Raw genomic sequence first — 20,950 nt, forward strand, 5'->3', positions numbered from 1 at the left:
GCAGGCGGCACCGACACCGATCACGGCCGCCATACCCCTGGATTTCTCGCCGCAACGAGAACATACTGAAATAACCCCAGGTCACGGGCCGGAACACCCACCGGCGACAACTCCATATGGACCCAGGCGGACCGGACCGATCCGGTTCGACCGATGACCCCTTGTAATTCGTGCGGAGGGCAGCGATGACGATTCTGCTCCAGGTTCTCGAGCAGAGCTACACACCCAACACCCCTTGGGAACGGCGCAAATTCACCTTCATCGACACCACGAAGATCCTCGGCATGCGGCTGGACGGTCAGGCAGGCGTCTGGCTCGATCTGTCGCGGCCAGGCGAATCCCAGCGCCTGGCGCACACCATCGACCCCAGTGAATCCATCACCTTCCTGCTCACCGTCTTCGCCAAGATCGCCGAATGCGAAGACCGTGGCGGTTCGTGGCTGGTCGGCCATGACGGCGCCCACGTCTCCTCGATAGCAGCCACCCGATTCCCGCCCAACCCGGCCGCGCAGGCCGCGGACGACCTGCTGGCCCGAGCCTGGTTGTAGGCCGCATCGTCGACTGACGCGGCCTTCCCCTCGCCCAGCGCCGCTCGAAGCGCGGTTGTTGTCGGTACCACCGGCTACAACATGCGGGTATGGGGAAGCCGGCGTGGTTGCTCGTCACAGTGTTCGCGGTTGCCGGGTGCGCGGTGATCGGACCGGATGGGCCGGTCACACCCGCACCCGGCAGTCCGACGCGCGCCGGGCAGTCACGACGGCTGCGACACCCGCATTATCTGGACTGTTGAGGGCGATGTTGCGTGATTTCCCTGGTAGTGCGGCAGCGCTCAGTTCGGCATGGCCTGAGGGACGTGAGTCACGGCGTCGCAGCTGTCGGCGCCGTGGTGATGGTTCCATTGGCTGTGGCATGTGGTCAGGTGCCTGGAGTCGAGTCGGCGTCACCGCCCAGTGAGGTGCCGAGTCCAATTCCGGTTCCGGCTGATGCAGCGGGGCCGTTTCCGGTGTTGCAGGTGATCGACGGTGACACGGTGTCGATCCTGAAGGACAGCAAACAGGTGAAGGTCCGGATGTTGGGTCTGGACACACCTGAGACCCAGGATCCGCGCAAGTCGGTGCAGTGTTTCGGTACCGAGGCGGCTGACCGTGCCAAGCGGGTGCTGGTCGGCAAACAAGTAGTCGTGAGGCCCGATCCGTCGCAGGACAGCACCGACAAATACGGTCGGCTCCTGGCGTATGTCTGGGTGGATGGGGCGCTGTTCAACCTCAACCAGATCGCTCAGGGGTTTGGACACGAATACACATATTCACACTCACACCCCTACCAGTATCAGCGCGAGTTCCGCGCCGCAGCGCGGTATGCGCAGGTCCACCACCTGGGGCTGTGGAACCCGGCGACATGCAACGGCGTCACGAACTAGTACTGCAACGGCATCCGTGTGATTCGGGCGTCTGCTTGTCGCGCTCGTGTTGACCCGGCTCGATACCGCCGACCACGGCTGGTACCGGTCGCACCGGCGACGACGCCGCCAGATCACGCCCGGCTATCGCACGACCGGCGGCGGGCACCCGCTCGACCGACCACCGAGTGCAGTTGCAGCACTGGCTCGCCCCGCGCGGATTGCGATGGGGCTGACCGCCGATAACCCGGACGCATTGCACCGCAACAGATTCGGTGCCACCGAAATTGGCCATCGAACCCGCGGCGAAGTAGAGTCCTTGTGGCCCGACCAGCATCGGACCGCGCAGGAATATCGTAGACCTGCGAGTTGGAGAATGTGATGTACGAGGAAGTTCAAGGTGGCGAGAACGGACAGGCGCCGCCGATCAAGAGTTACGACACTTCTATTCATCCAAATTTTCCTGTGGTCGACTCGAGCAAATTCAAGACAATTCGCGATTTCACCGGTGAATTGATTCAAGCCAATGCCACCCAGGCGGCAGCCGTGGGGATCTACTTCAGCTCGAGAGATCGCCCCGTCGCCAAAAAATTGTTCGATCATTACTATCGCGTGACCGGCGACGACTACGTGCTGGAGGAATCGACGATCCGCCTCGACCACCGTTGTGGTCGCCCATCCAGGTGCGGCCGGATCACATCAGATCGAATTGAAGCAGCAGTCCCACATCTGTGATGTCTACAATTTCCATACCGACGCCGACTACGGCAACATGGCCCAGTCCGCTGTGAACACCATGGCGCAGAGCGAGGAACTCGGCCTCGCCAAGTCGTTCCTGGTATACGGTTCCGGTGCGGCGCATTGGTCGGCTCGTCCATCGGCTGGTCGATCAGTTGCGCCCAACTGGCCAGGGGGAGAGTGAAATCGGCGAAGGTCATGCGCTTCGTGAGAGCGCTCGTCAGGTCCGCGGCCTGGTTGTAGACGAGCCGTTCGAGCAGTAACGCGCCGTTCTCGACGATCTTGGAGACCGCGTCGAGATCGATGCTGCGGGTGTCGAACGACTGTCCGAGGGTGGTCGCGGTAGCTCCGAACGCGGTCGCGGCTGACCGGTCCAGTCGGCCTGTATCCACCCGGTGCCCGAGGACAGGTTCTGCGAGTGGGCGAAGTCGTTGATGCCGAGCAGGCCGATCCGCTTGCCCACTCCCTGCAGCGCCTCCCAGTCCGCTTCCACCGGCGCCAGGTAATCGGCGACGGGCTTGATGCCGATGGTCCGGCCGAGCGGCTCGTCGTAGGAGGTGAGCAGCTCGACGCAGCCGGTGACGACCTGGCGGACCGTGTACTGGGCTTCCTCCACGTTCTGCAGGCTGGGCTGCTGCAGGCCGGTGAATCGGCGGACGTCCCCTGCCTGGCTTGTCGCCGCGACACCCTGCCCGTCGGTCAAGCTCGCCGCGGCCTGGTTAATCGAGACAGCGTGCTGCTCATCGGAATTCTTGTACGCGGTGGCCGCGGTCCCCAGTCCGGAACCCAGTGCGCCGAGGGCGCTCGTGTCCTTCTGATGGTCGCTGGACAGTGTGGTTTGCAGCTTCTGGATCGACACCGACAGCTGTGCCAGCTGTCCGGCTGTTCCGGCTGGTAGCGCTAAACCCGGTAGTAAACGGCCCGCGTTCTCGGTGAAATTGGCGCCGATGTCCTGGAGATCCAGTGTGAAGCCGGACAGCTTCGACACATCAACAGTAAAGTCGACCATTCGATCCCTCCGAGACAAACGCTGCGCACATGGTGACCCGGGACAACCGCAGCCGGGTCACCGAGGCTCGGGCCGGGCGAACCGGCAACCAACCCTGGCAACCAGCGAATCCGACTCGGCCACATCATGATCCAACACCACACACTAGGACACCCCGGCCGAATGGCTGCCGCCCGCGCGCCCCAACCACTGCTTCTACGCCGCCGAGTACCTCACTGTGGCGGTCGACTACAACCTACCCGTCACCGCCGCGGACAACGCCACCCTCCACGACATCGCCCGCGGCTGCCCGTGAGCTCGGGTGGGTCCGCAGCCGGTCCGAGCCAGTGCTGTCACACCGCCGAACCCCGCGGTCGCCAAGCGCTCACAGCAGCGCCTACTCTCCGGTCGCCACCGCCCGTTTCGGATCGTTCGACCACTGCGAGTACGAGCCCGGGTAGAGGGCGGCGTCGATGCCCGCGATCGCCAGCGCCGCGATCTGGTGGGCAGCGGTGACGCCGGAGCCGCAGTACACCGCGACCGGGCCGTCGCCGAATCCCGCGAACCGTGCGCGCAGTTCTTCCGCATTCCGGAAATGCCCTGTGCCATCCAGGTTTTCAGCGGTCGGTGCGCTCACCGCGCCGGGGATGTGTCCGGGACGCGGATCGACCGGTTCGACCTCGCCGCGATACCGCTCGCCCGCGCGCGCGTCGAGCAGCACACCCGGCCATTTCGCGACGGCGTCGGCATCGACCATCGGCAAACCGCCGGGGCGCACCACCAGGTCACCACCCACCGGATCCGGTTCGGCGCCGGTCGCGACTTCCCCACCGGCCGCGATCCACGCGGGCAGCCCGCCGTCGAGGATGCGCACGTTGTCCACACCGGCCCAGCGCAGCAGCCACCACGCCCTCGCGGCCGCCATGCCGCCGGTCGCGTCGTAGACCACCACCGGGTCGCCCGAGCTCAATCCCCAACTGCGCGCGCATTTCTCGAAGGTGCCGGGATCGGGCAGCGGATGCCTGCCGCGCGGGGGCGCCGGCGCGGCGGCCAATTCGGTCTCCAGATCGACGAACACCGCGCCCGGAACATGCCCGTCGAGATAGTGCTGCGGGCCATCGGGATCGCCCAGCGCCCATCGGACATCGAGCAGGTGAATCGGCTTGTCCGCCAGCTCTTCCCGAAGCTCAGCCGAGGAAATCAATACCGCGCCCACTCCCACTCCTCCTCCAAGCCCCCGCCTGCGAAACCGTCCCCGACACCCTACGCATCGAACCGGCTCCGCGGCACCTATCGACGCACGACTTCACCCGGCAACGCAGGCCGAGCCGGCGACTCCGGCGCGGCAACGCACGCCGCCGGGCCCGCGAACCCGGTCGCATCGTTCACAGGCCGGTCGCGAAACTGGACCCACCATCGGCACGCACGAATCAGGCCACTTTCGCGAGACTGGCAGGCGACGACCCCCACCGCGTCGGGCAGTATCGGCACAATGTCGCAGGTCTCCACCACTTCGCCCGATATCGCCGACAAACCGGCGGGCATCGCACAGCCGCTCGGTGCGGGCGCCATCACGGCACTGGTCGGCTTCACGAGTTCGTTCGCGGTGGTGCTGAGTGGTTTGCGCGCGGTGGGGGCGAGTCCGGCGCAGGCCGCGTCGGGCCTGCTGATCCTGTGCTTCACTCAGGGCATCGGCATTCTGCTGCTGAGTGTGCGGTACCGGATCCCGATCACGCTGGCTTGGTCCACGCCGGGTGCCGCCCTGCTCGCGAGCACCGGACTGGTCGCGGGCGGCTGGCCGGGCGCGGTCGCGGCCTTCGCGGTGACCGGCGTACTGATCGTGATCACCGGGTTGTGGCAGCGGCTCGGCTCGCTGGTGGCCGCGATCCCCGTGCCGATCGCACAGGCGATGCTGGCCGGTGTCCTCGTTCCGCTGTGCCTGGCCCCGGTGCAGGCGCTGCGCACCTCGCCCGCCGTAGTGGTCCCGGTCATCGCGGTGTGGCTGGTCCTGCAACGGTTCGCACCCAAGTGGGCCGTGCTCGTCGCCTTCGCCACGGCGGCCGTCGGTACGGGCATCGACATCGTGGTGAACAACCGGCACCTGGAATTGTCCGCCATGGTTCCGACTGTGGAATGGACTGTCCCCCAGTGGCATTGGCAGGCCGTCGTCGGCATCGCCATCCCGCTCTACATCGTCACCATGGCCTCGCAGAACATTCCGGGCGTCGCGGTGATGCGCTCGTTCGACTTCCAGGTCCCGTGGCGTCCGGCCATGCTCGTCACCGGTATCGGCACCATCCTCGGCGCGGCAGCGGGCGGCCACGCGATCAACCTCGCCGCGATCAGCGCCGCCCTCGCCGCCGCACCGTCGGCGAGCCCCGACCCCAAACGCCGGTGGATCGCCGCGGCGACAGCGGGCGCAAGCTACCTCGTCCTCGGCCTCGCCTCCGCCGCCCTGGTTACTCTGATCGCCGCCGCGCCGGCGGGCACCATCGAAACCGTCGCGGGCCTTGCCCTCCTCGCCACCCTCGCCGCCGCCCTGACCGGCGCCCTCAGCGACCCGGCCCATCGCATGGCAGCCCTGGTCACCTTCCTCGTCGCCGCCTCCGGCACCACCCTCTTCGGCATCGGCGGCGCCTTCTGGGCGCTGGTAGCCGGACTCGTCGTGCGCCGCTTCCTGCCCACCGGCACCTGAGGGTCCGGCGGCGGGGCCGAGTTCAGTTCGGTCCGGCCAGCCGGTCGAGCAACGGGCCGGTCCGCGGTCCCACCAGCTCACGCATGACCAGGGCCATATTGGTGCGCTCCACGCCGGGGATCTTCAGGATTCGGCCCGCGATGCGGTAGAGGTCGTCGGCGTCGCGGGCGACGATGCGGACGGTGAGATCGGTGGCGCCGGTCATCCCGCAGACCTCGGTGACCTCGGGGACATCGGCCAGCTCGTCCACCACGCTGTCGAGTCGGTGCTGGTCGACCACGACAGCGACGAACGCTGCCAGTGGGTAGCCGAGGGCGCGCGGTTCCACCCGGCGTTCGAAGCTGCCGAGCACCCCACCGCTGTCCCAGCGCGCCAGACGCGCCTGCACCGTGTTGCGCGACAGGCCGAGGCGCGCCGCGAGCTCCACCCCGGTGGCACGGGGATTGGCGTTCAGCTCACGCAGCAAACGCGCGTCGGTGGCGTCGAGTGTCACGTCCGGTTCGCGACTGGTCATACAACGCAGTATGACAGCGCACCACCCCCGCAGACCATGCATTCTGCTCATGTGCGCGTGTACCGCTTGCGCACACCGCGTTATGGTGGATGCTGAGTGATACACATCGCACTCAGCGGAGTGGCGTACCTGCATCGGCCCACAAGGCGCGGTGGCGAGGAGGCGATCACGATGTCGCAGAAGCAGACCTACCCGGTCCAGCTGGTTCAGCCCGACGGCCGCCGGGTGTTCGACAGGGAGCACGGCGCGCTGGTCGCCGACATCGATGCCGAGCGGTTGCGGCAGCTGTATCGGGACATGGTGATCACCCGCCGGATCGACATCGAGGCGACCGCGTTGCAACGCCAGGGCCAGCTCGGCTTGTGGCCGCCGCTGCTCGGCCAGGAAGCCGCGCAGGTCGGCTCGGCGCACGCGCTGCACCCCGACGACTACGTGTTCTGCTCCTACCGCGAAACCGCCGTCGCCTACTGCCGTGGCGTCGCGCCCGAGCAGCTCACCGCCCTCTGGCGCGGCGTCTCACACCACTGCTGGGACCCCGGCGAGGTCAAGATGACCAATGCCAATATCGTCGTCGGATCCCAGGGGCTGCACGCGACCGGTTACGCCTTCGCCGCCCATCTCGACGGCGCCGATATCGCCACCATCGCCTACTTCGGCGACGGTGCGACGAGCCAGGGCGACCTCGCCGAGGCACTCGGATTCGCCGCGGCGTGGAGCGCGCCGGTCGTGTTCTTCTGCCAGAACAACCAGTGGGCGATCAGCGAACCGGTGGCCGTGCAGAGCCATACCCCGCTGGTCCGCCGAGCCGATGGTTACGGGATTCCGGGCGTGCAGGTCGACGGCAACGATGTGCTCGCCGTCCTCGCGGTCACCCGCCAGGCCGTCGAACGCGCGCGCACCGGCGGCGGCCCCACCTTCATCGAGGCGATGACCTACCGGATGGGCCCGCACACCACCGCCGACGACCCGACCCGCTACCGCACCGCCGCCGACACCGAGTACTGGGCCCAGCGCGACCCCATCGAGCGCGTGCGTCTACTCCTCGACCGCGATGGCGACCTCTCCCCCGAATGCACCCGGCAGGTCACCGACGAGGCCGACGAGGTCGCCCGCCGGCTGCGCACCGCGACAATCGAGATGCCCGACCCCGATCCCGTGCGGATGTTCGACAACGTCTACGCGACCGAGCATCCACTGATGACCGAAGAGCGCCAACAGCTCTCGGCCTACCTCGCCGAAGGAGCGCAGTCATGATCACCACCTTCGCCGGCGCCCTCAACGTCGGCCTGCGCAGCGCGATGGAAGACGACGCCAAAGTCGTCCTGCTCGGCGAGGACATCGGCCGGCTCGGTGGTGTGTTCCGCGTAACCGACACCTTGCAGAAGGATTTCGGCGACAATCGCGTCATCGACACACCACTGGCCGAATCCGGCATCGTCGGAACGGCTTTCGGGATGGCGTTGCGCGGATACCGTCCCGTGGTGGAGATCCAGTTCGACGGTTTCGTCTATCCGGCCTTCGACCAGATCGTGTCGCAGGTGGCCAAGATCCACAACCGTACCGGCGGAAAAGTGAAGGCACCGTTGACGATCCGCATTCCGTTCGGCGGGGGCATCGGCGCGGTCGAGCACCATTCGGAATCACCCGAGGTGTATTTCGCGCATACCGCGGGCCTTCGCGTTGTATCACCGAGTACGCCCGCCGACGCGTATTCGATGATTCGCCAGGCGATCTCACTGGACGACCCGGTGATCTTCTTCGAACCGAAACGTCGCTATTGGGACAAGGCCGACGTAGATTTCGAAGGCGAACCGGATCTGCCCCTGCACAGGGCCAGGGTCTGCACCCGCGGTGCCGACGCCACCGTCGTCGCCTACGGCGGTACCGTCGCCACCGCGCTCACCGCGGCGAAGATCGCCGCCGAGGAAGGACATTCGCTCGAGGTGATCGACCTGCGCAGTCTCTCGCCGATCGACGTCGACACGATCGCGGAATCGGTGGACAAGACCGGCAGGCTGGTCATCGTGCACGAGGCGCCCGTGTTCGCCGGGCTCGGCGCCGAGATCGCGGCCCGCGTCACCGAACGCTGCTTCTATCACCTCGAAGCGCCGGTGCTGCGCGTCGGTGGCTACGACATCCCCTACCCCCCGGCTAAGCTCGAAAAGCACCACCTGCCCGACCCCGACCGCATTCTGGCGGCGGTCGACCGCTGTCTAGCCGCGTGATGAAAGGTGCCCTCGTGCCGGAACCAGCCGCCGATGACGACGGTCATGTTCTCGAGTTCCGCCTTCCCGACCTGGGTGAAGGCCTGGCCGACGGCGACCTGGTGTCCTGGGCCGTCGCGGTCGGCGACACGGTGGAACTGAACCAGACCATCGCCGAGGTGGAGACCGCGAAGGCGGTGGTGGCGCTGCCGTCGCCGTTCTCCGGGGTCGTGGTCGAACTGCTCGCTCAGCCCGGTGACACCGTCCCGGTCGGCGCGCCGCTGATCCGGGTGCGCAACGATCTCGAGGTGTCGGCCCCACCGACCGCGGAGCCCCGCACGAACGTGCTGGTGGGATATGGGCCCGAGGCCGAATCGACCTCGCGGAGAAGGAAAGCCACGCCGTCCATGGCCTCGAGCACGCCGAGCACCCATCGCGCCGCCGCGACTCCCGCGGCCCGCAAACTGGCCAAGGAACTCGGCATCGACCTGTGGTTCGTCGCGGGGTCGGGGCCGGAGGGCGCGGTCACCGTCGACGATGTGCGCTCGGCCGTGCCGGTGACCCAGCCGCGCACCCCCGCCCGCCTCGGCGATGTCGTGCGCGCTCCGTCCAACGGCCACATCACCGACGGGGACGGCCTGATCGAGCCGACCGCCCGGGAAGAACGCACTCCCGTCACGGGCATCCGGAAGCGCACCGCCGCCGCGATGCAGGCCAGTTCGCGCACGATTCCCCAGGCCAGCACCTTCGTCACCGTCGACTGCACCGCCTCGGTGGAACTGCTCGATCACCTGCGCACCACCAAGTCCTTCGAAGGTCTCACGCTCACGCCACTGGCGCTGGTCGCCAAGGCCACGCTGGCGGCGATCGCGGAGTATCCGGGGATCAATACCGCGTGGGACGAGCAGAACCAGGAGATCGTCACCAAGCACTATGTGAATCTCGGGATCGCGGTCGCCTCGGATCGCGGCCTGATGGTGCCCAATCTCAAGGAGGCTCAGTCACTGAGCCTGCGCGAGCTGTGCCGCGAGATCAGCTGGGCGGCCGACACCGCCCGCTCCGGCAACGCCACCCCGAACGACCTGCGCGGCGGCACCTTCACCCTCACCAACGTGGGCGTCTTCGGTGTCGACAGCGGCGTCGCGCTGGTGAATCCGGGCGAGGCCGCGATCCTGTGCCTCGGCTCGATCCGCAAGCGCCCCTGGGTCTTCCGTGACGAACTGGCCGTGCGCTGGGTCACCACCCTCGGCCTCAGCTTCGATCACCGCATGGTCGACGGCGAGCTCGGCGCCCGCTTCCTCGCCACCACAGCGGGTTTCCTGGAGGACCCGTTGACGCTGCTCAGCCGCATCTGAGCACGCGTCGGGACCCGGCCGTATAGTTCGGGCCGGTGCGCGTCCGACCGGACCGCGCACCGTGCGAACGAATTTCGGCAGGTGTATCCGAGGAAAAAGGGGGGCGTCATGGGGTATCCGTACGAGCAGCAGCAAGGTCAGGGCTATCCGCCGGTCGGGCAGCAGGGCTACAACCCGTATGGTCAAGCCCTTCCCGGGTACGGCGCACCGGGCCCCGGCGCTCCCGGATACGGCGTTCCCGGGCCCGGGTACGGCGCTCCCGGATACGGAACGCCCGGCCCTGGCGCACCCGGATACAGCTATCCCCAACCACCCGCTACCGGGGGCACGGCGATCACCGCAGCTGTGCTCGCCCTGCTGCTTTCCTTGGTAGGCGCGGCAGGGTTGGCGATCGGCTACGCGATGGTGGGGGACAGCAGCGCCGGCCCGCTGGTCCAGTTGCCGGACGGCAGCTTCGGGTACACGTCCGTGCCCGTCTCGTCCATGGTGATGACCTACTTCGTGGTCGGAGCCGTCGTCGCCGGGCTGTGGTTCATCGGCGCGACGCTGCTGTTCCTCCGCAAATCGGCCGGCCGAGTGATCATCATCATCCTGGCGTCGCTCACCGCGCTCGGCGGCCTCGTCTCCCTCGTGTTCACTCTCGGATCCGGGGTGAGCTCGGTCGCGGGTGTGGCCATCGGCCTGATCCAAGCCGGGTTCGCGACGCTGATCCTGTGCCTGGCCGCGGCCGGGTCGACCGGGCGCTGGATCCGGGCAGCACAGCAGCGACCGAACTACCCACAGGGCGGCTACCAGCAGTATTGAACCCACCGGGTGATATATCCGACCCGCAACGCCGACGAAACACGGCGCTCACTCACGGTAAAAAACGGGGACTACAACCTGTTACATGAGTGAGGCGCATCCCGTCGACACCCGGTTGCCGTTCGCTCGGCAACTGGCGTTCGGCATCCAGCACGTCCTGATCATGTACACCGGCTGTATCACCGTGCCGCTGGTCTTCGGCGCGGCCGCGGGGCTGGACCGGGCGACGATCGCGCTGTTGATCAGTGCGGACCTGCTGGTCGCGGGCATCATCACGCTGGTGCAGAGCCTCGGTGTCGGCAAGCTGGCCGGTGCGCGGTTGCCGATCGTCTGCGGCGCAACGTTCGTCGGGCTCAACCCGATGATCCTGATCGCCAAGGAGTACGGCCTCGACGCCGTGTACGGGTCGATGCTGGTCGGCGGTGTGGTCGGGGTGGCGCTGGCGTGGCCGTTCGCGCGGGTGGTGCGGTTCTTCCCCCCATTGGTCACCGGAACCGTCCTGACCGTGGTCGGGGTATCGCTGATCGGGGTCGCCGGGGGCCTGATCATCGGGACCGATCCGAAGTCGGCCGGCTTCGCCTCGCCCTCCAATATCGGGCTGGCAGCGGTGGTGGTGCTGATCGCGGTGGGCTTCGTCTGCCTCGGACGCGGCGTGTGGTCGCAACTCGGTGTGCTGATCGCGCTGGTCGCGGGCATCGTGATCGCGCTGCCGATGGGACTGATCACCACCGCCGGGATCGGTACCGCCGACTGGATAGGGATCCCGCAGCCGTTCCACTTCGGGTCGCCACAGTTCCCGGTGACCGCCGTGGTGGCGATGAGCATCGTGATGGCCGTGGTGTTCGCCGAGTCGACCGCGAGCATGCTGGCGATCAGCGAGATCACCGGAAAACCACTGAGCAGGGGCGATCTCGCGCGCGGCCTGGTGGGCGACGGCCTGTCGGGTGTGCTCGGCGGCATCTTCACCGCGTTCGTCGACACGATCTTCAATCAGAACGTCGGCGCGGTCGCCACGACCAGGGTCTTCAGCCGGTATGTCACCGCGGTGAGCGGCGCGATCCTGGTGGTGCTCGGGCTGGTGCCCCGCATCGGCGAGGTGGTCGCGGTGATTCCGAAGCCGGTGGTCGGCGGGGTCGGGCTGGTGCTGTTCGCGACGGTCGCCATCGTCGGCGTCACCACACTGCTCGAAGCCGATCTGACGGACCGGGTCAACGCGACCGTCGCGGCCACCGCCATCGGCATCGGCCTGCTGCCGGTGTTCACCAAGGACATGTTCGACAAGTTCCCCACCTCGGCGCAGATCCTTCTCGACAGCGGCGTCACCCTCGGCGCGGCCACCGCGTTCCTGCTGAACCTGGTCTTCAACCACACCCCCCTCGGCGCGATGGCCCGCGCCGCGATCGTCACACCGGCCGATACGGAAGAACCCGCCACCGAAGACGAACCGACGACCACCACCCCGAGCCCCGCCGTCGCCACCTGATCGAGCAACCACACCGCGGCACCGCCATGACCGCACTCCCAGCCCCGCACATCCCGACCTCGAGGAGGGATCGCCGACGAAGTCGGCGGTTCGCGCCCGTCCCGTCGGGGGCGCGAACTCGAGCGCGCCAGCGCTCCAAAAGTTACTGTGCGGGGATGGAGATAGCAGGCAAGGTCGCGATCGTCACCGGCGCGGGTGCGGGTATCGGTGCCGCACTCGCCTATCGCCTCGTCGCCGGCGACGCGAAGGTCGTCGTCGCCGATCTCGATGCGGACAGCGCGGCGAAGGTAGCGGCCGACCTCGGTGACAACGCGATCGCGGTCGGCGGCGATGTGGCCGACGAGCAGGTCGTGGCGGAATCGATCGCCACCGCCGAACGCGAATTCGGTCCGGTGGACCTGTATTTCGCGAACGCGGGCATCGGCGGCGGTCCCGGCCTGGACAGCACGGAGGCCCAGTGGGCGAGCACCATCGAGGTGAATGTGATGGCCCACGTGCGGGCTGCGAAACTACTCGTTCCCGGTTGGCTCGAGCGTGGCAGTGGCTACTTCGTCTCCACCGCCTCCGCCGCGGGGCTGCTCACCCAAATCGGTTCCGCCCCTTATTCGGTGACCAAACACGCTGCGGTGGGCTTCGCCGAATGGCTCTCGGTGACCTACGGCGACAAGGGCATTCGCGTGAGCTGCCTGTGTCCGATGGGTGTGGACACCCAGCTGCTCACCGGTGCGCTCATCCCCGACAACCCGGAGGCGGGCGCGCTGGCGATCAAGGCCGTGAAGACCGCGGGCGCGGTGCTCTCCCCCGAAGAAGTCGCCGAAACTGTCGTCGAGGCGATGGCCGCCGAACACTTCCTGATCCTGCCGCACCCCGAGGTACTGCAGATGTACCGCAACAAGGGTTCGGACTACGACCGGTGGATTTCCGGTATGCGCCGGTTCCAGACCATGCTGCGCGCGTGAACAGCGGAGGGTGCGCCCGAAAAAATTCGGCGAGGTAGCGGCGAGATCGCTCGATTCCTGCCACGATAGTCTCCAAGCCGCCGGTCACGATCCGCTGATCGGTGGAGGTCTACGCGGAGATCCGGCGATGGCGCACCTGATGTATTTCAAGAAGATTCGCGACGAGCTCACCGAGGTCGAGTACCTATGGGGGCCGAGCCGAGAACAACTCGACTCGTCCCTGGTCATCGACAAGAAGACCTTCGCCGCCCTCCCCGGACCACCCGACTCGCCCGCGGGCCAGATCATCCTGCGCGCCCGCCGCGGCAGCGAATGGCCCGAGGTCGGCGTCATTGCATCCTGAAGGCTGTGCCACGACGGGCTTCAGAGTCGACATCGCCCCGAGGTCGGCGTCATAGCCTCGTAAACGCTACTCGGTGACGAGCTCCGCGGCCGCTGTCCGCACCACCTCGGGGATCGCCACCGGTTTGCGGGTGTCGGCGTCGACATAGACGTGGACGAATTCGCCGGTGGCGGCGAGCTCGAGCCCGCCGTCGCCCGCGCGGAAGATCGCCAGGTCGTAGGTGATGCTCGAGGTGCCGAGGCGGGCGATCCGCAGGCCAACCTGGAGCTGGTCGGGAAAGCTGACCGAGCCGTGGAATCGGCACGACGTCTGCGCGACGACGCCGAGCGCGGGCAGCTCGGTGATGTCGGTACCGGTGGCGCGCATCAGCCAGGCGTTCACCGCGGTGTCGAAGTAGGAGTAGTAGGTCACGTTGTTCACGTGGCCGTACTGGTCGTTGTCGGCCCACCGGGTCGGCATCGGCCACAGGACGGGATAGCTCATCGGGCCATCATGCCGCGCTCCCCTGCCGGTGGTCGCGCGGGCTCACCCCGAAGTGCCGTTTGAAGGCGGTGCTGAGGGCGAAGGCGCTGCCGTATCCGACCTGGTGAGCGATGGATTCCACCGTCGCGTCGGATTCGGCGAGCAGATCGGCGGCGAGCGAGAGCCGCCATTCGGTCAGAAAGCTCATCGGTGGTTCCCCGACCAGCTCGCTGAACCGGCGGGCCAGCGCGGCCCGGGACATACCGACCGCTTCGGCCAGGGCGACCACCGTCCACGGATGGGCCGGATTGTGCTGGAGCAGGCGCAGGGCCTTGCCGACCAGCGGATCGCTGTAGGCGTGGTACCAGGCGGGGGCGTCGTCGCGGGCGAACCAGGCACGCAGGGCGGCGATGAGCAGCAGGTCGAGCAGGCGGTCGAGAACCGCGGTTTGCGCGGGCAGGTCCTTGGTCGCTTCGTCGACGAGCAGATCGAGCAGGCGGGTATCGAGCTCACCGCGCGGCAGCACCGCGACCTGCGGCAGCGCACGCAGCAACCGTCTGCTCACCGCGCCCGCGGATTCGTAGGTTCCGGTGACCATCAGCGTCTCACCGTCGATATCGGTGCCCCACTGGCGCACGCCCAGACTCAGTGTCTCGCACAGGATCTCGCCCTCGGGCGTCGTGGTGACCTGCCCCGGCTGGATGACGACCTGGGGTTCGGTCGCCGGATCGTCGGCCACCGTATACGGCTGCGGCCCACGGAAAACCGCGACGTCGCCCGCGCCGAGCTGCCGCGGCGGCATGGAATCGGTGCTGACCCAAGCCTTTCCGCGGATCATCGCGAGCACCGTGAGCGGGGCTTCGTCCTGCACGCGCAGCGACCACGGTGGGTTCAGCAGCGAACACATGAGGAACGCACCGCGGGCGCGTGGACCTTCGAGCAGACCGGCTAACGCATCCACCACTCCACAGTAGACGACAACCCGTAGACGACAACGCATGTTCGTGAGCGGCACGACGATGTCGCCGCGGGCCGCGCGACGGTGTACTTGTCTTATGACAAACACCGCTTCTCACCAGCAGCTTTCCCTCATCACCGGCGCTACCGGCAAGACCGGCAGCCGGGTGGCGGCCCTCCTCGAAGCCGCGGGCCGACCGGTCCGCCACGGCTCACGCACCGCGGCGATCCCCTTCGATTGGACCGACCGGCAGACCTGGGCGCCCGCGCTCGCCGGCGTCGACTCCGTCTACCTCGCCTTCCAGCCCGACCTCGCGGTACCCGGGGCCCCGGACACCATCCGCGCGTTCACCGCCGCCGCCCGAGCCGCGGGCGCGCGCTCGGTGGTGCTGCTGTCCGGTCGCGGCGAACCCGAAGCGCTGGAATGCGAGGAGATCGTGCGGAATTCGGGTCTGAGCTGGACCATCGTGCGCTGCGCCTTCTTCGCGCACAACTTCAGCGAAAGCGCCTTCGTCGACGACGTGCTCGCCGGTGCGGTGGCGCTGCCCAACGGCGATGTGCCGGAACCGTTCGTGCACGTCGACGACATCGCCGAGGTGGCGGCGGCCGCGCTCACCGACGCGCGCCACGCGGGTCAGCTCTACGAACTCACCGGCCCCCGCGCCCTGACCTTCGCCGACGCGGTCGGCGAGATCGCCGCGGCCACCGGTCGCGAGATCGCCTTCGTTCCCGTCTCCCGGCCGGAATTCGTTGCGGCCCTGAGCGAATACCAGGTCCCCGATGACGTGATCAGCCTGCTCGACTACCTGTTCGGCACCATCCTCGACGGCCGCAACACCGCCACCGCCGACGGTGTCCGCCGCGCTCTCGGGCGCGAGGCGCGCGATTTCACCGACTACGCCAAGGAAACCGCCGCCACCGGCGCCTGGACGCCTCGGCAGTAGTCGGACAGTTGATCACCAGGCCCGCACCGAGACAGCGCCCGAACGGCGAACTCGTAGGGCCTGGTGATCTTGAATTGCCGGGAACCCCCGCGCCGAGGCGGTACCGTCGAAGTGGTGGGTTCAGCGACGATCGACCGCAAGTTCCGGACGGCCCGCGCCGCCGTGTTCGCGGCCTTCACGCTGAACGGGGTACTGCTCGCGATGTGGGTGGTCCACATTCCGGCGATCACCGACCGAGCCGGGGTGTCGGCCTCGATGCTCAGCGTGCTCGTGCTACTGATGGCCGGCGCCGCGCTCGTCGGCATGCGGCTCGCGGGCCCGGCCGCCGACCGGTTCGGCAGCCGCACACTGGTCGCCACGGCCGCGTCGGCGATCTCGGTGACCGTGCTCGGCCCAGGACTGGCGACCAGCCCGATCACCTTGGCGATCGCTGTGGCGTGCTTCGGGTTCGGCATGGGCGCCCTCGACGTGTCGATGAACACCCAGGCGGTGTACGTCGAACGGGCGTATCACCGGCCGATCATGTCCGCCTTCCATGCGATGTTCTCGGCGGGCGGGTTCGTCGGGTCGCTGGCGGGCGCGGCCGCGCAGTACGCGCAGTGGCCGCCGCAGCTGACGTTGACGTGCGCCGGGATCGCGGGATTGGTCGTCACCGCTGCCCTGGTGCCGCACCTGCTCGGCCGTCAACAGCCCGAATCACCCTCGCACCTCGAAGATTACGACAACGAGGGTGCGCGATCCGCGAACAGCGCGCGAGAGCGGCCGACAGCCGACGCAAGCGAACCGGCGGACCTGCGACACTGCACCGACGCGAGCAACTCGACAGGTTCACTGACCGCAACCTCCGGTCCCGCCGCTTCTGTTCGGCCCCGCGCCGAGAATCGCACCGACCAGCACGGCGAACGACACCAGCGGGCCCGAAAAGTGCTCTCGCTCGGGGCCGTCGCGTTCGTGCTGCTACTCGCGGAGGGCGTGGCGGCCGACTGGAGCGCGCTCCAGGTGCGCGAGCGCCTCGATACTTCCGAAGCCGATGCCGCCCTTGCCTTCGGCGCCTTCTCCGCGACGATGACCCTCGGACGATTCCTCGCGGACAGGGTGACCGGTGCGATCGGCCCGGTCGCCATCGTTCGCTACGGAAGTCTGCTCGCCGCAGCGGGATTCGCGGTGGTCATCGGATCGCCGTGGTTGCCACTCACCCTGCTCGGCTGGGCGATGTGCGGCCTCGGCCTGGCGGGCGGCGTCCCCCAGATCTTCTCCACCGCGGGCAATCTCGGCGGCACGACAGCAGCCACGGACATGTCGCGCGTCTTCACCATCGGCTACCTCGGCCTGCTCGCGGGCCCCGCGATGATCGGCTGGCTCACCGCCGTGATCCCGCTCACCGCGGCGCTGACCGTTCCGCTGGTCCTCACCCTGGCCTGCGCGGCCACGGCGAACGTCGTCAGTCGGTGAAGGTGATCCGGACCGAGACCGGCGTGCTCTGCAATGCGCGGAAGGTGGCCGCGGTCAGCCCGGCGAACACCGGATTGGGTGCGAAGGTGCGAGCCCGCGCGACGACATCGTCGGCCGGGCGCAGCTCAGCGGTCCCGGTTCGCCACCGCTTCCCCTGGCGGACCCGCACTGTCGGTTCCGCGCCGATATTGGCGGCCCACCCCGACCTGGTCCCGTGCTGGCTGATCACCCACGCGCCGCTGTCGTCGAACGCCACCGAGACCGGCACCACCCTGGCCTGCCCGGACTTGCGTCCGATCGTCTCGAGCTCGGTCGCGAACGAGGTGCGGATGCCGATCCGGCTCAGCGCGCGGACCGCCGGGTTGGCGACGTAGCGACCCACCGCCCGCTCGACCTCGAACTTGCGCCGCTTCGGGTCCTTGTTGTTCATGGTCGATCCCCTTCTGCTTCGGAACGCGTCGACGCCGTGATGCTTCAGCATGGCCGCTACCGTGAGCCACGGTGTGCGGTCGGGGTCGGGCTCGTCGCCCGCCCCGAGCAGATGCAGCTGATCAGTGTGCCACTGCAGGTCGAGGGCACCTTCGAGGCTCTTGACATTGGACAGTGTGGATACGCGCGCGGGCAGGCGCAGCGAGATCTGCGGGGAATGCAGTCGCGCGGTGCGCTCGTGCAGGATGTCACCCGCGGCATTCGGTGCCACCGCACTCGGCCTGCCGAGGCCGACCACATCGCACTCTCCCGACTCGACCGCGTCGACCATGGCCACGCGGGACCGGAATCCGCCGGTAACGGCCAGCGGCACCGACCCGGCGGCCGCCCGGACCGACTCGGCGTACTCGAGGAAGTACGCCTCGCGCGCGACGGTGCTCGCCGAACGCGCCGCCGGCCTGCCCATCATCGCCGGCGATTCGTAACTGCCGCCGCTGATCTCGATCAGATCCAGTTGCTCGGCGGCGAGGCGGCGCACCACCTCGCGCGACTCGTCCTCGGTGAAGCCGCCGCGCTGGAAGTCCGCGGAATTGAGCTTGATCGCGACGGCGAACGACGTCGATACCTCGGCCCTGATCGCGCGCACCACCTCCAGCACGAATCGCGCCCGCCGTTGCGGGTCACCACCCCAGCGGTCGTCGCGCTGATTGGCCAGCGGCGAGAGGAACTGCGAGACGAGGTAGCCGTGCGCGCCGTGGATCTGCACGCCGTCGAAGCCCGCGCGCTCGGCGATCCGCGCGGTGGCGGCGAATCGGCGCACGATGTCGACGATCTCGGCGTCGGTGAGCGCGCGCGGCGCCGGGATGCCGGGCAGACCGAGCCCGATCGCCGAGGGCGCTACCGGCTGCGACCGGGTCGCGAGCGGATTCGCCTGCCTGCCGGGGTGATTGATCTGCATCCAGAGCCGGGCGCCACCGTCCTTGGCGGTTCGTGCCCAGCGACGCAGGTCGTCGAGGTGGCGTTCGTCGGCGATCACGACATTGCCCGGCTCACCGAGGTGGTCGTGGTCGACCATCACGTTGCCGGTGACCACCAGACCGAAACCGCCGGTGCCCCACCGGCTGTAGAGCCGCTCGAGCCGTTCGTCCGGCGCACCGGCGGCGGTACCGAGCCCCTCGCTGAGCGCGGCCTTCATCAGCCGGTTGGGCAGCACTTGGCCGCACGGCAGGGCGAGCGGATCGCTCAGGGCTGTCATCGTCGGCTCCTCCGCGGATCACGTCGAGTACACCGATCGGTGTACTTACTCGACGGTAGTACACCGATCGGTATACTTCAATCGGACCGATCGAAAGGATGTCGATGGCAGCGCGCGACGGACTCGTCCAGAGCACGATCGACCTGGTGCGCCGCAACGGCGTAGCCGGGACCGGTGTCGCGAACCTGCTCGACCACAGCGGGCTCTCCCGCCGGACTATCTACCTGAACTTCCCCGGCGGCAAGTCCGAGTTGATCACCGAGGCCACCCGAGTCGCGGGCCGGGCGATGACCACGCTGATCGAGACCTTCAGCAAGAACACCAAGCCGGAGGAAACCATCGCGTCGTTCGCCGACGCGTGGAAACAGGTCGTCGAGTCCAGCGACTTCCTCGCCGGCTGCCCGATCGTGGCCGCGGCACTCGGACGCTCGGAGTCACCCGCGGCGGCCGACGCGGCAGGCGAGGCGTTCGACGACTGGGAGCGGACACTGGAGACCCGGCTCCGCGCGGAGAACATCGACCCCGACACCGCCAGCTCCTTGGCGACGACCGTCATCGCCACGATCGAGGGCGCGGTGGTGATGTCGCTGGCCAAGCACAGCACCGAGCCGCTCGACCGCGTCGGCCGTCACCTCACCGAGCTGGTCAGGGCGCACATCCGCCCCGTCGGCACACCCTGACCCGCACGCCCGACGGCTCTCCGGCCGAGGCCGGAAAGGCCGTCTGCGCACGGAAACGCTAGAGGTACATGCCGACGTCGGTCGAGTGGTCGATGGTGGATCGGATCTGGATCCCGCCGTCGCGGTGGGCGACCAGTTCGGCCAGGGTCGCGCCGTCGGGAAAGCTCGACTCGGCGGGAACGCCGTCCTGGCGGGCCAGCCACTCTTCGGCTTCCGTCGCCGAGAGCCGGCCGACCTCGAGTTGGGCCAGGCAGCGGCCCGGCCGCACCACGGCGGGGTGCAGCCGGGAGAGGTCTTCGTTGGTGGTGATCGCGATCAGCACGTTGCGGCCCTGGCCCAGCATGCCGTCGGTGAGATTGAGCAGACGCGAAAGCTTCTGCCCCGCGGCTTCTTTCGCCTCGCCACGGATCAGTTCGTCGCAGTCCTCCAGCACCAGCAGCCGCCAGCGGCCGTCCTCGTCGTCGCCGTCGGCGCCCGCCGCGACTTCCATCAGGTAGCCGGGATTGCTGAACAGTTCTTCCGGATCGACGACACAGTCGACCTGACACCACGGCGCCCACGACCGCGCGAGCGCACGCAGCGCGGTGGTCTTGCCGGTGCCGGGCTCACCGTGCAGCAGTACCAGCCGTCCCTTGATATCGGCGACGCCGAGCCCCATCAATCGCTCCATGCTCGCGGACACCGAGCCGGTGTAGTTGCCACGGATCTCCGCCCACGCGGGGGCCGCGATCTGGCGCCGTCTGCGCGCGGGGCGCCGGACGTCCATGTGCCAGAATCCCATCTCGACCGTGGCCGCACTGTCGCGTGACAGTGCTGCCCCATCGGTGGCCTGCGCCAGCACGTCGACGGCGAGTTCGTCGCTCACCGCGGTCACTTCGATCGTGGCCGAACCGCTCGCCCACCGCACGGCCCGCAATGCCCAGCCGTCACCGGCGGCGAGCAAGGCGCTGCTGTCGTCGTCGGCGACCGAGCGCACGATCCGCGAGTCGGTGGGCCGCAGCGCCGCGTCGGGGCGCACCCGGTCGAGGTGGGCCTGGCGGGCGAACGGCTGGTCGCCGCGCAGGAACGGGGCAAGGGCTAGCGCGTCGATCGCGTCGCGGGTCGAATAGGTGGAGTCGATGGTCGCCGACCACGGAAACGGCTCGCCCTGATCCTGCGGCTGACGCGGCGAATCGACGAGCCTGAGCTGTTCATTACGTGTGGACACCGAGCCCATGATCGTGGCCCCCGGCCCGGAATGTCCAATGACTTACGGCGCGCACCGGCGCGAAAACTCGCTGGCACCGTAG

At 68.2% G+C, this 20,950-nt stretch carries 21 protein-coding genes; 14 read left to right on the plus strand and 7 right to left on the minus strand.

Annotated elements, in window-relative coordinates:
* Positions 1–185 precede the first annotated feature (185 nt).
* The 3 genes from ACFVVI_RS31125 to ACFVVI_RS31135 all read left to right on the plus strand — a co-directional run bounded on the left by ACFVVI_RS31125 (position 186) and on the right by ACFVVI_RS31135 (position 2,134).
* On the plus strand, positions 186–548 hold the full coding sequence (locus tag ACFVVI_RS31125) for a hypothetical protein (RefSeq protein ID WP_378996222.1): 363 nt from the start codon (positions 186–188) through the stop codon (positions 546–548).
* A gap of 455 nt (positions 549–1,003) precedes the next feature.
* Positions 1,004–1,420: a thermonuclease family protein gene (locus ACFVVI_RS31130; protein WP_387447984.1), complete on the plus strand. Its 417-nt coding sequence runs from the start codon at positions 1,004–1,006 to the stop codon at positions 1,418–1,420.
* Between the two features lie 360 nt (positions 1,421–1,780).
* A complete protein-coding gene (locus tag ACFVVI_RS31135) occupies positions 1,781–2,134 on the plus strand; it encodes a hypothetical protein (protein ID WP_387447986.1) in 354 nt (117 codons plus the stop codon).
* 223 nt (positions 2,135–2,357) lie between these two features.
* On the opposite strand, the gene ACFVVI_RS31140 is transcribed toward ACFVVI_RS31135, so the two are convergent.
* A complete protein-coding gene (locus ACFVVI_RS31140) occupies positions 2,358–3,125 on the minus strand; it encodes a hypothetical protein (protein WP_387447987.1) in 768 nt (255 codons plus the stop codon).
* A 397-nt stretch (positions 3,126–3,522) separates the two neighbouring features.
* Positions 3,523–4,341 (minus strand): sulfurtransferase, encoded by an 819-nt coding sequence (locus ACFVVI_RS31145; protein WP_378996234.1) that lies wholly within the window; start codon positions 4,339–4,341, stop codon positions 3,523–3,525.
* 276 nt (positions 4,342–4,617) lie between these two features.
* Between ACFVVI_RS31145 and ACFVVI_RS31150 the strand changes: the two genes are divergently transcribed.
* Complete coding sequence (locus tag ACFVVI_RS31150; RefSeq protein WP_387447989.1) at positions 4,618–5,820, plus strand: benzoate/H(+) symporter BenE family transporter; 1,203 nt, start codon at positions 4,618–4,620, stop codon at positions 5,818–5,820.
* Between the two features lie 22 nt (positions 5,821–5,842).
* Here the strand turns inward: ACFVVI_RS31150 and ACFVVI_RS31155 are convergent, their stop codons facing one another.
* Positions 5,843–6,334, minus strand: a complete 492-nt coding sequence (locus ACFVVI_RS31155) for an Lrp/AsnC family transcriptional regulator (protein WP_379312069.1) — start codon at positions 6,332–6,334, stop codon at positions 5,843–5,845.
* A gap of 171 nt (positions 6,335–6,505) precedes the next feature.
* Between ACFVVI_RS31155 and pdhA the strand changes: the two genes are divergently transcribed.
* The 7 genes from pdhA (at position 6,506) to ACFVVI_RS31190 (ending at position 13,482) form a co-directional block, all read left to right on the plus strand.
* Entirely contained in the window at positions 6,506–7,588 is a 1,083-nt protein-coding gene (pdhA, locus tag ACFVVI_RS31160; RefSeq protein ID WP_387447991.1) for a pyruvate dehydrogenase (acetyl-transferring) E1 component subunit alpha, read from the plus strand.
* Complete coding sequence (locus tag ACFVVI_RS31165; RefSeq protein ID WP_378996244.1) at positions 7,585–8,559, plus strand: alpha-ketoacid dehydrogenase subunit beta; 975 nt, start codon at positions 7,585–7,587, stop codon at positions 8,557–8,559. Before pdhA ends, ACFVVI_RS31165 begins: the two co-directional genes overlap by 4 nt.
* Positions 8,559–9,893, plus strand: a complete 1,335-nt coding sequence (locus ACFVVI_RS31170; RefSeq protein ID WP_387448064.1) for a dihydrolipoamide acetyltransferase family protein — start codon at positions 8,559–8,561, stop codon at positions 9,891–9,893. The genes ACFVVI_RS31165 and ACFVVI_RS31170 overlap by 1 nt, the downstream gene beginning before the upstream one ends.
* Before the next feature lie 108 nt (positions 9,894–10,001).
* Complete coding sequence (locus tag ACFVVI_RS31175) at positions 10,002–10,697, plus strand: hypothetical protein (protein WP_387447993.1); 696 nt, start codon at positions 10,002–10,004, stop codon at positions 10,695–10,697.
* Between the two features lie 85 nt (positions 10,698–10,782).
* Positions 10,783–12,180, plus strand: coding sequence for a nucleobase:cation symporter-2 family protein (locus ACFVVI_RS31180; protein WP_387447995.1), 1,398 nt, complete (start codon positions 10,783–10,785; stop codon positions 12,178–12,180).
* A gap of 155 nt (positions 12,181–12,335) precedes the next feature.
* Complete coding sequence (locus ACFVVI_RS31185) at positions 12,336–13,139, plus strand: SDR family oxidoreductase (RefSeq protein ID WP_387447997.1); 804 nt, start codon at positions 12,336–12,338, stop codon at positions 13,137–13,139.
* A 127-nt stretch (positions 13,140–13,266) separates the two neighbouring features.
* Positions 13,267–13,482: a hypothetical protein gene (locus tag ACFVVI_RS31190; protein WP_378995490.1), complete on the plus strand. Its 216-nt coding sequence runs from the start codon at positions 13,267–13,269 to the stop codon at positions 13,480–13,482.
* 66 nt (positions 13,483–13,548) lie between these two features.
* Here ACFVVI_RS31190 and ACFVVI_RS31195 read toward each other — a convergent pair whose 3' ends face one another.
* Together ACFVVI_RS31195 and ACFVVI_RS31200 are read right to left on the minus strand one after the other, a co-directional pair.
* Positions 13,549–13,965, minus strand: a complete 417-nt coding sequence (locus tag ACFVVI_RS31195) for an acyl-CoA thioesterase (RefSeq protein ID WP_378995488.1) — start codon at positions 13,963–13,965, stop codon at positions 13,549–13,551.
* Between the two features lie 7 nt (positions 13,966–13,972).
* Entirely contained in the window at positions 13,973–14,905 is a 933-nt protein-coding gene (locus ACFVVI_RS31200) for an AraC family transcriptional regulator (protein WP_378995486.1), read from the minus strand.
* A 94-nt stretch (positions 14,906–14,999) separates the two neighbouring features.
* Here ACFVVI_RS31200 and ACFVVI_RS31205 point away from each other — a divergent pair, with 94 nt between their 5' ends.
* Together ACFVVI_RS31205 and ACFVVI_RS31210 are read left to right on the plus strand one after the other, a co-directional pair.
* Entirely contained in the window at positions 15,000–15,845 is an 846-nt protein-coding gene (locus ACFVVI_RS31205) for an NAD(P)H-binding protein (RefSeq protein ID WP_387448000.1), read from the plus strand.
* 114 nt (positions 15,846–15,959) lie between these two features.
* Positions 15,960–17,297, plus strand: a complete 1,338-nt coding sequence (locus tag ACFVVI_RS31210) for an MFS transporter (protein ID WP_387448002.1) — start codon at positions 15,960–15,962, stop codon at positions 17,295–17,297.
* Here the strand turns inward: ACFVVI_RS31210 and ACFVVI_RS31215 are convergent.
* Entirely contained in the window at positions 17,287–18,981 is a 1,695-nt protein-coding gene (locus ACFVVI_RS31215) for a nitroreductase family deazaflavin-dependent oxidoreductase (protein WP_387448004.1), read from the minus strand. The two genes, ACFVVI_RS31210 and ACFVVI_RS31215, sit on opposite strands and share 11 nt — an antisense overlap.
* Before the next feature lie 104 nt (positions 18,982–19,085).
* On the opposite strand from ACFVVI_RS31215, the gene ACFVVI_RS31220 reads away from it, so the two are divergent.
* On the plus strand, positions 19,086–19,661 hold the full coding sequence (locus ACFVVI_RS31220; protein WP_378635667.1) for a TetR/AcrR family transcriptional regulator: 576 nt from the start codon (positions 19,086–19,088) through the stop codon (positions 19,659–19,661).
* A gap of 58 nt (positions 19,662–19,719) precedes the next feature.
* On the opposite strand, the gene ACFVVI_RS31225 is transcribed toward ACFVVI_RS31220, so the two are convergent.
* The gene (locus ACFVVI_RS31225; RefSeq protein ID WP_387448006.1) at positions 19,720–20,877 is read right to left on the minus strand and encodes a DUF5925 domain-containing protein; all 1,158 of its coding nucleotides are present in this window, start codon (positions 20,875–20,877) and stop codon (positions 19,720–19,722) included.
* Positions 20,878–20,950: the final 73 nt, after the last annotated feature.

This window comes from Nocardia sp. NPDC058114 (assembly GCF_042884695.1).
GTDB lineage: Bacteria > Actinomycetota > Actinomycetes > Mycobacteriales > Mycobacteriaceae > Nocardia.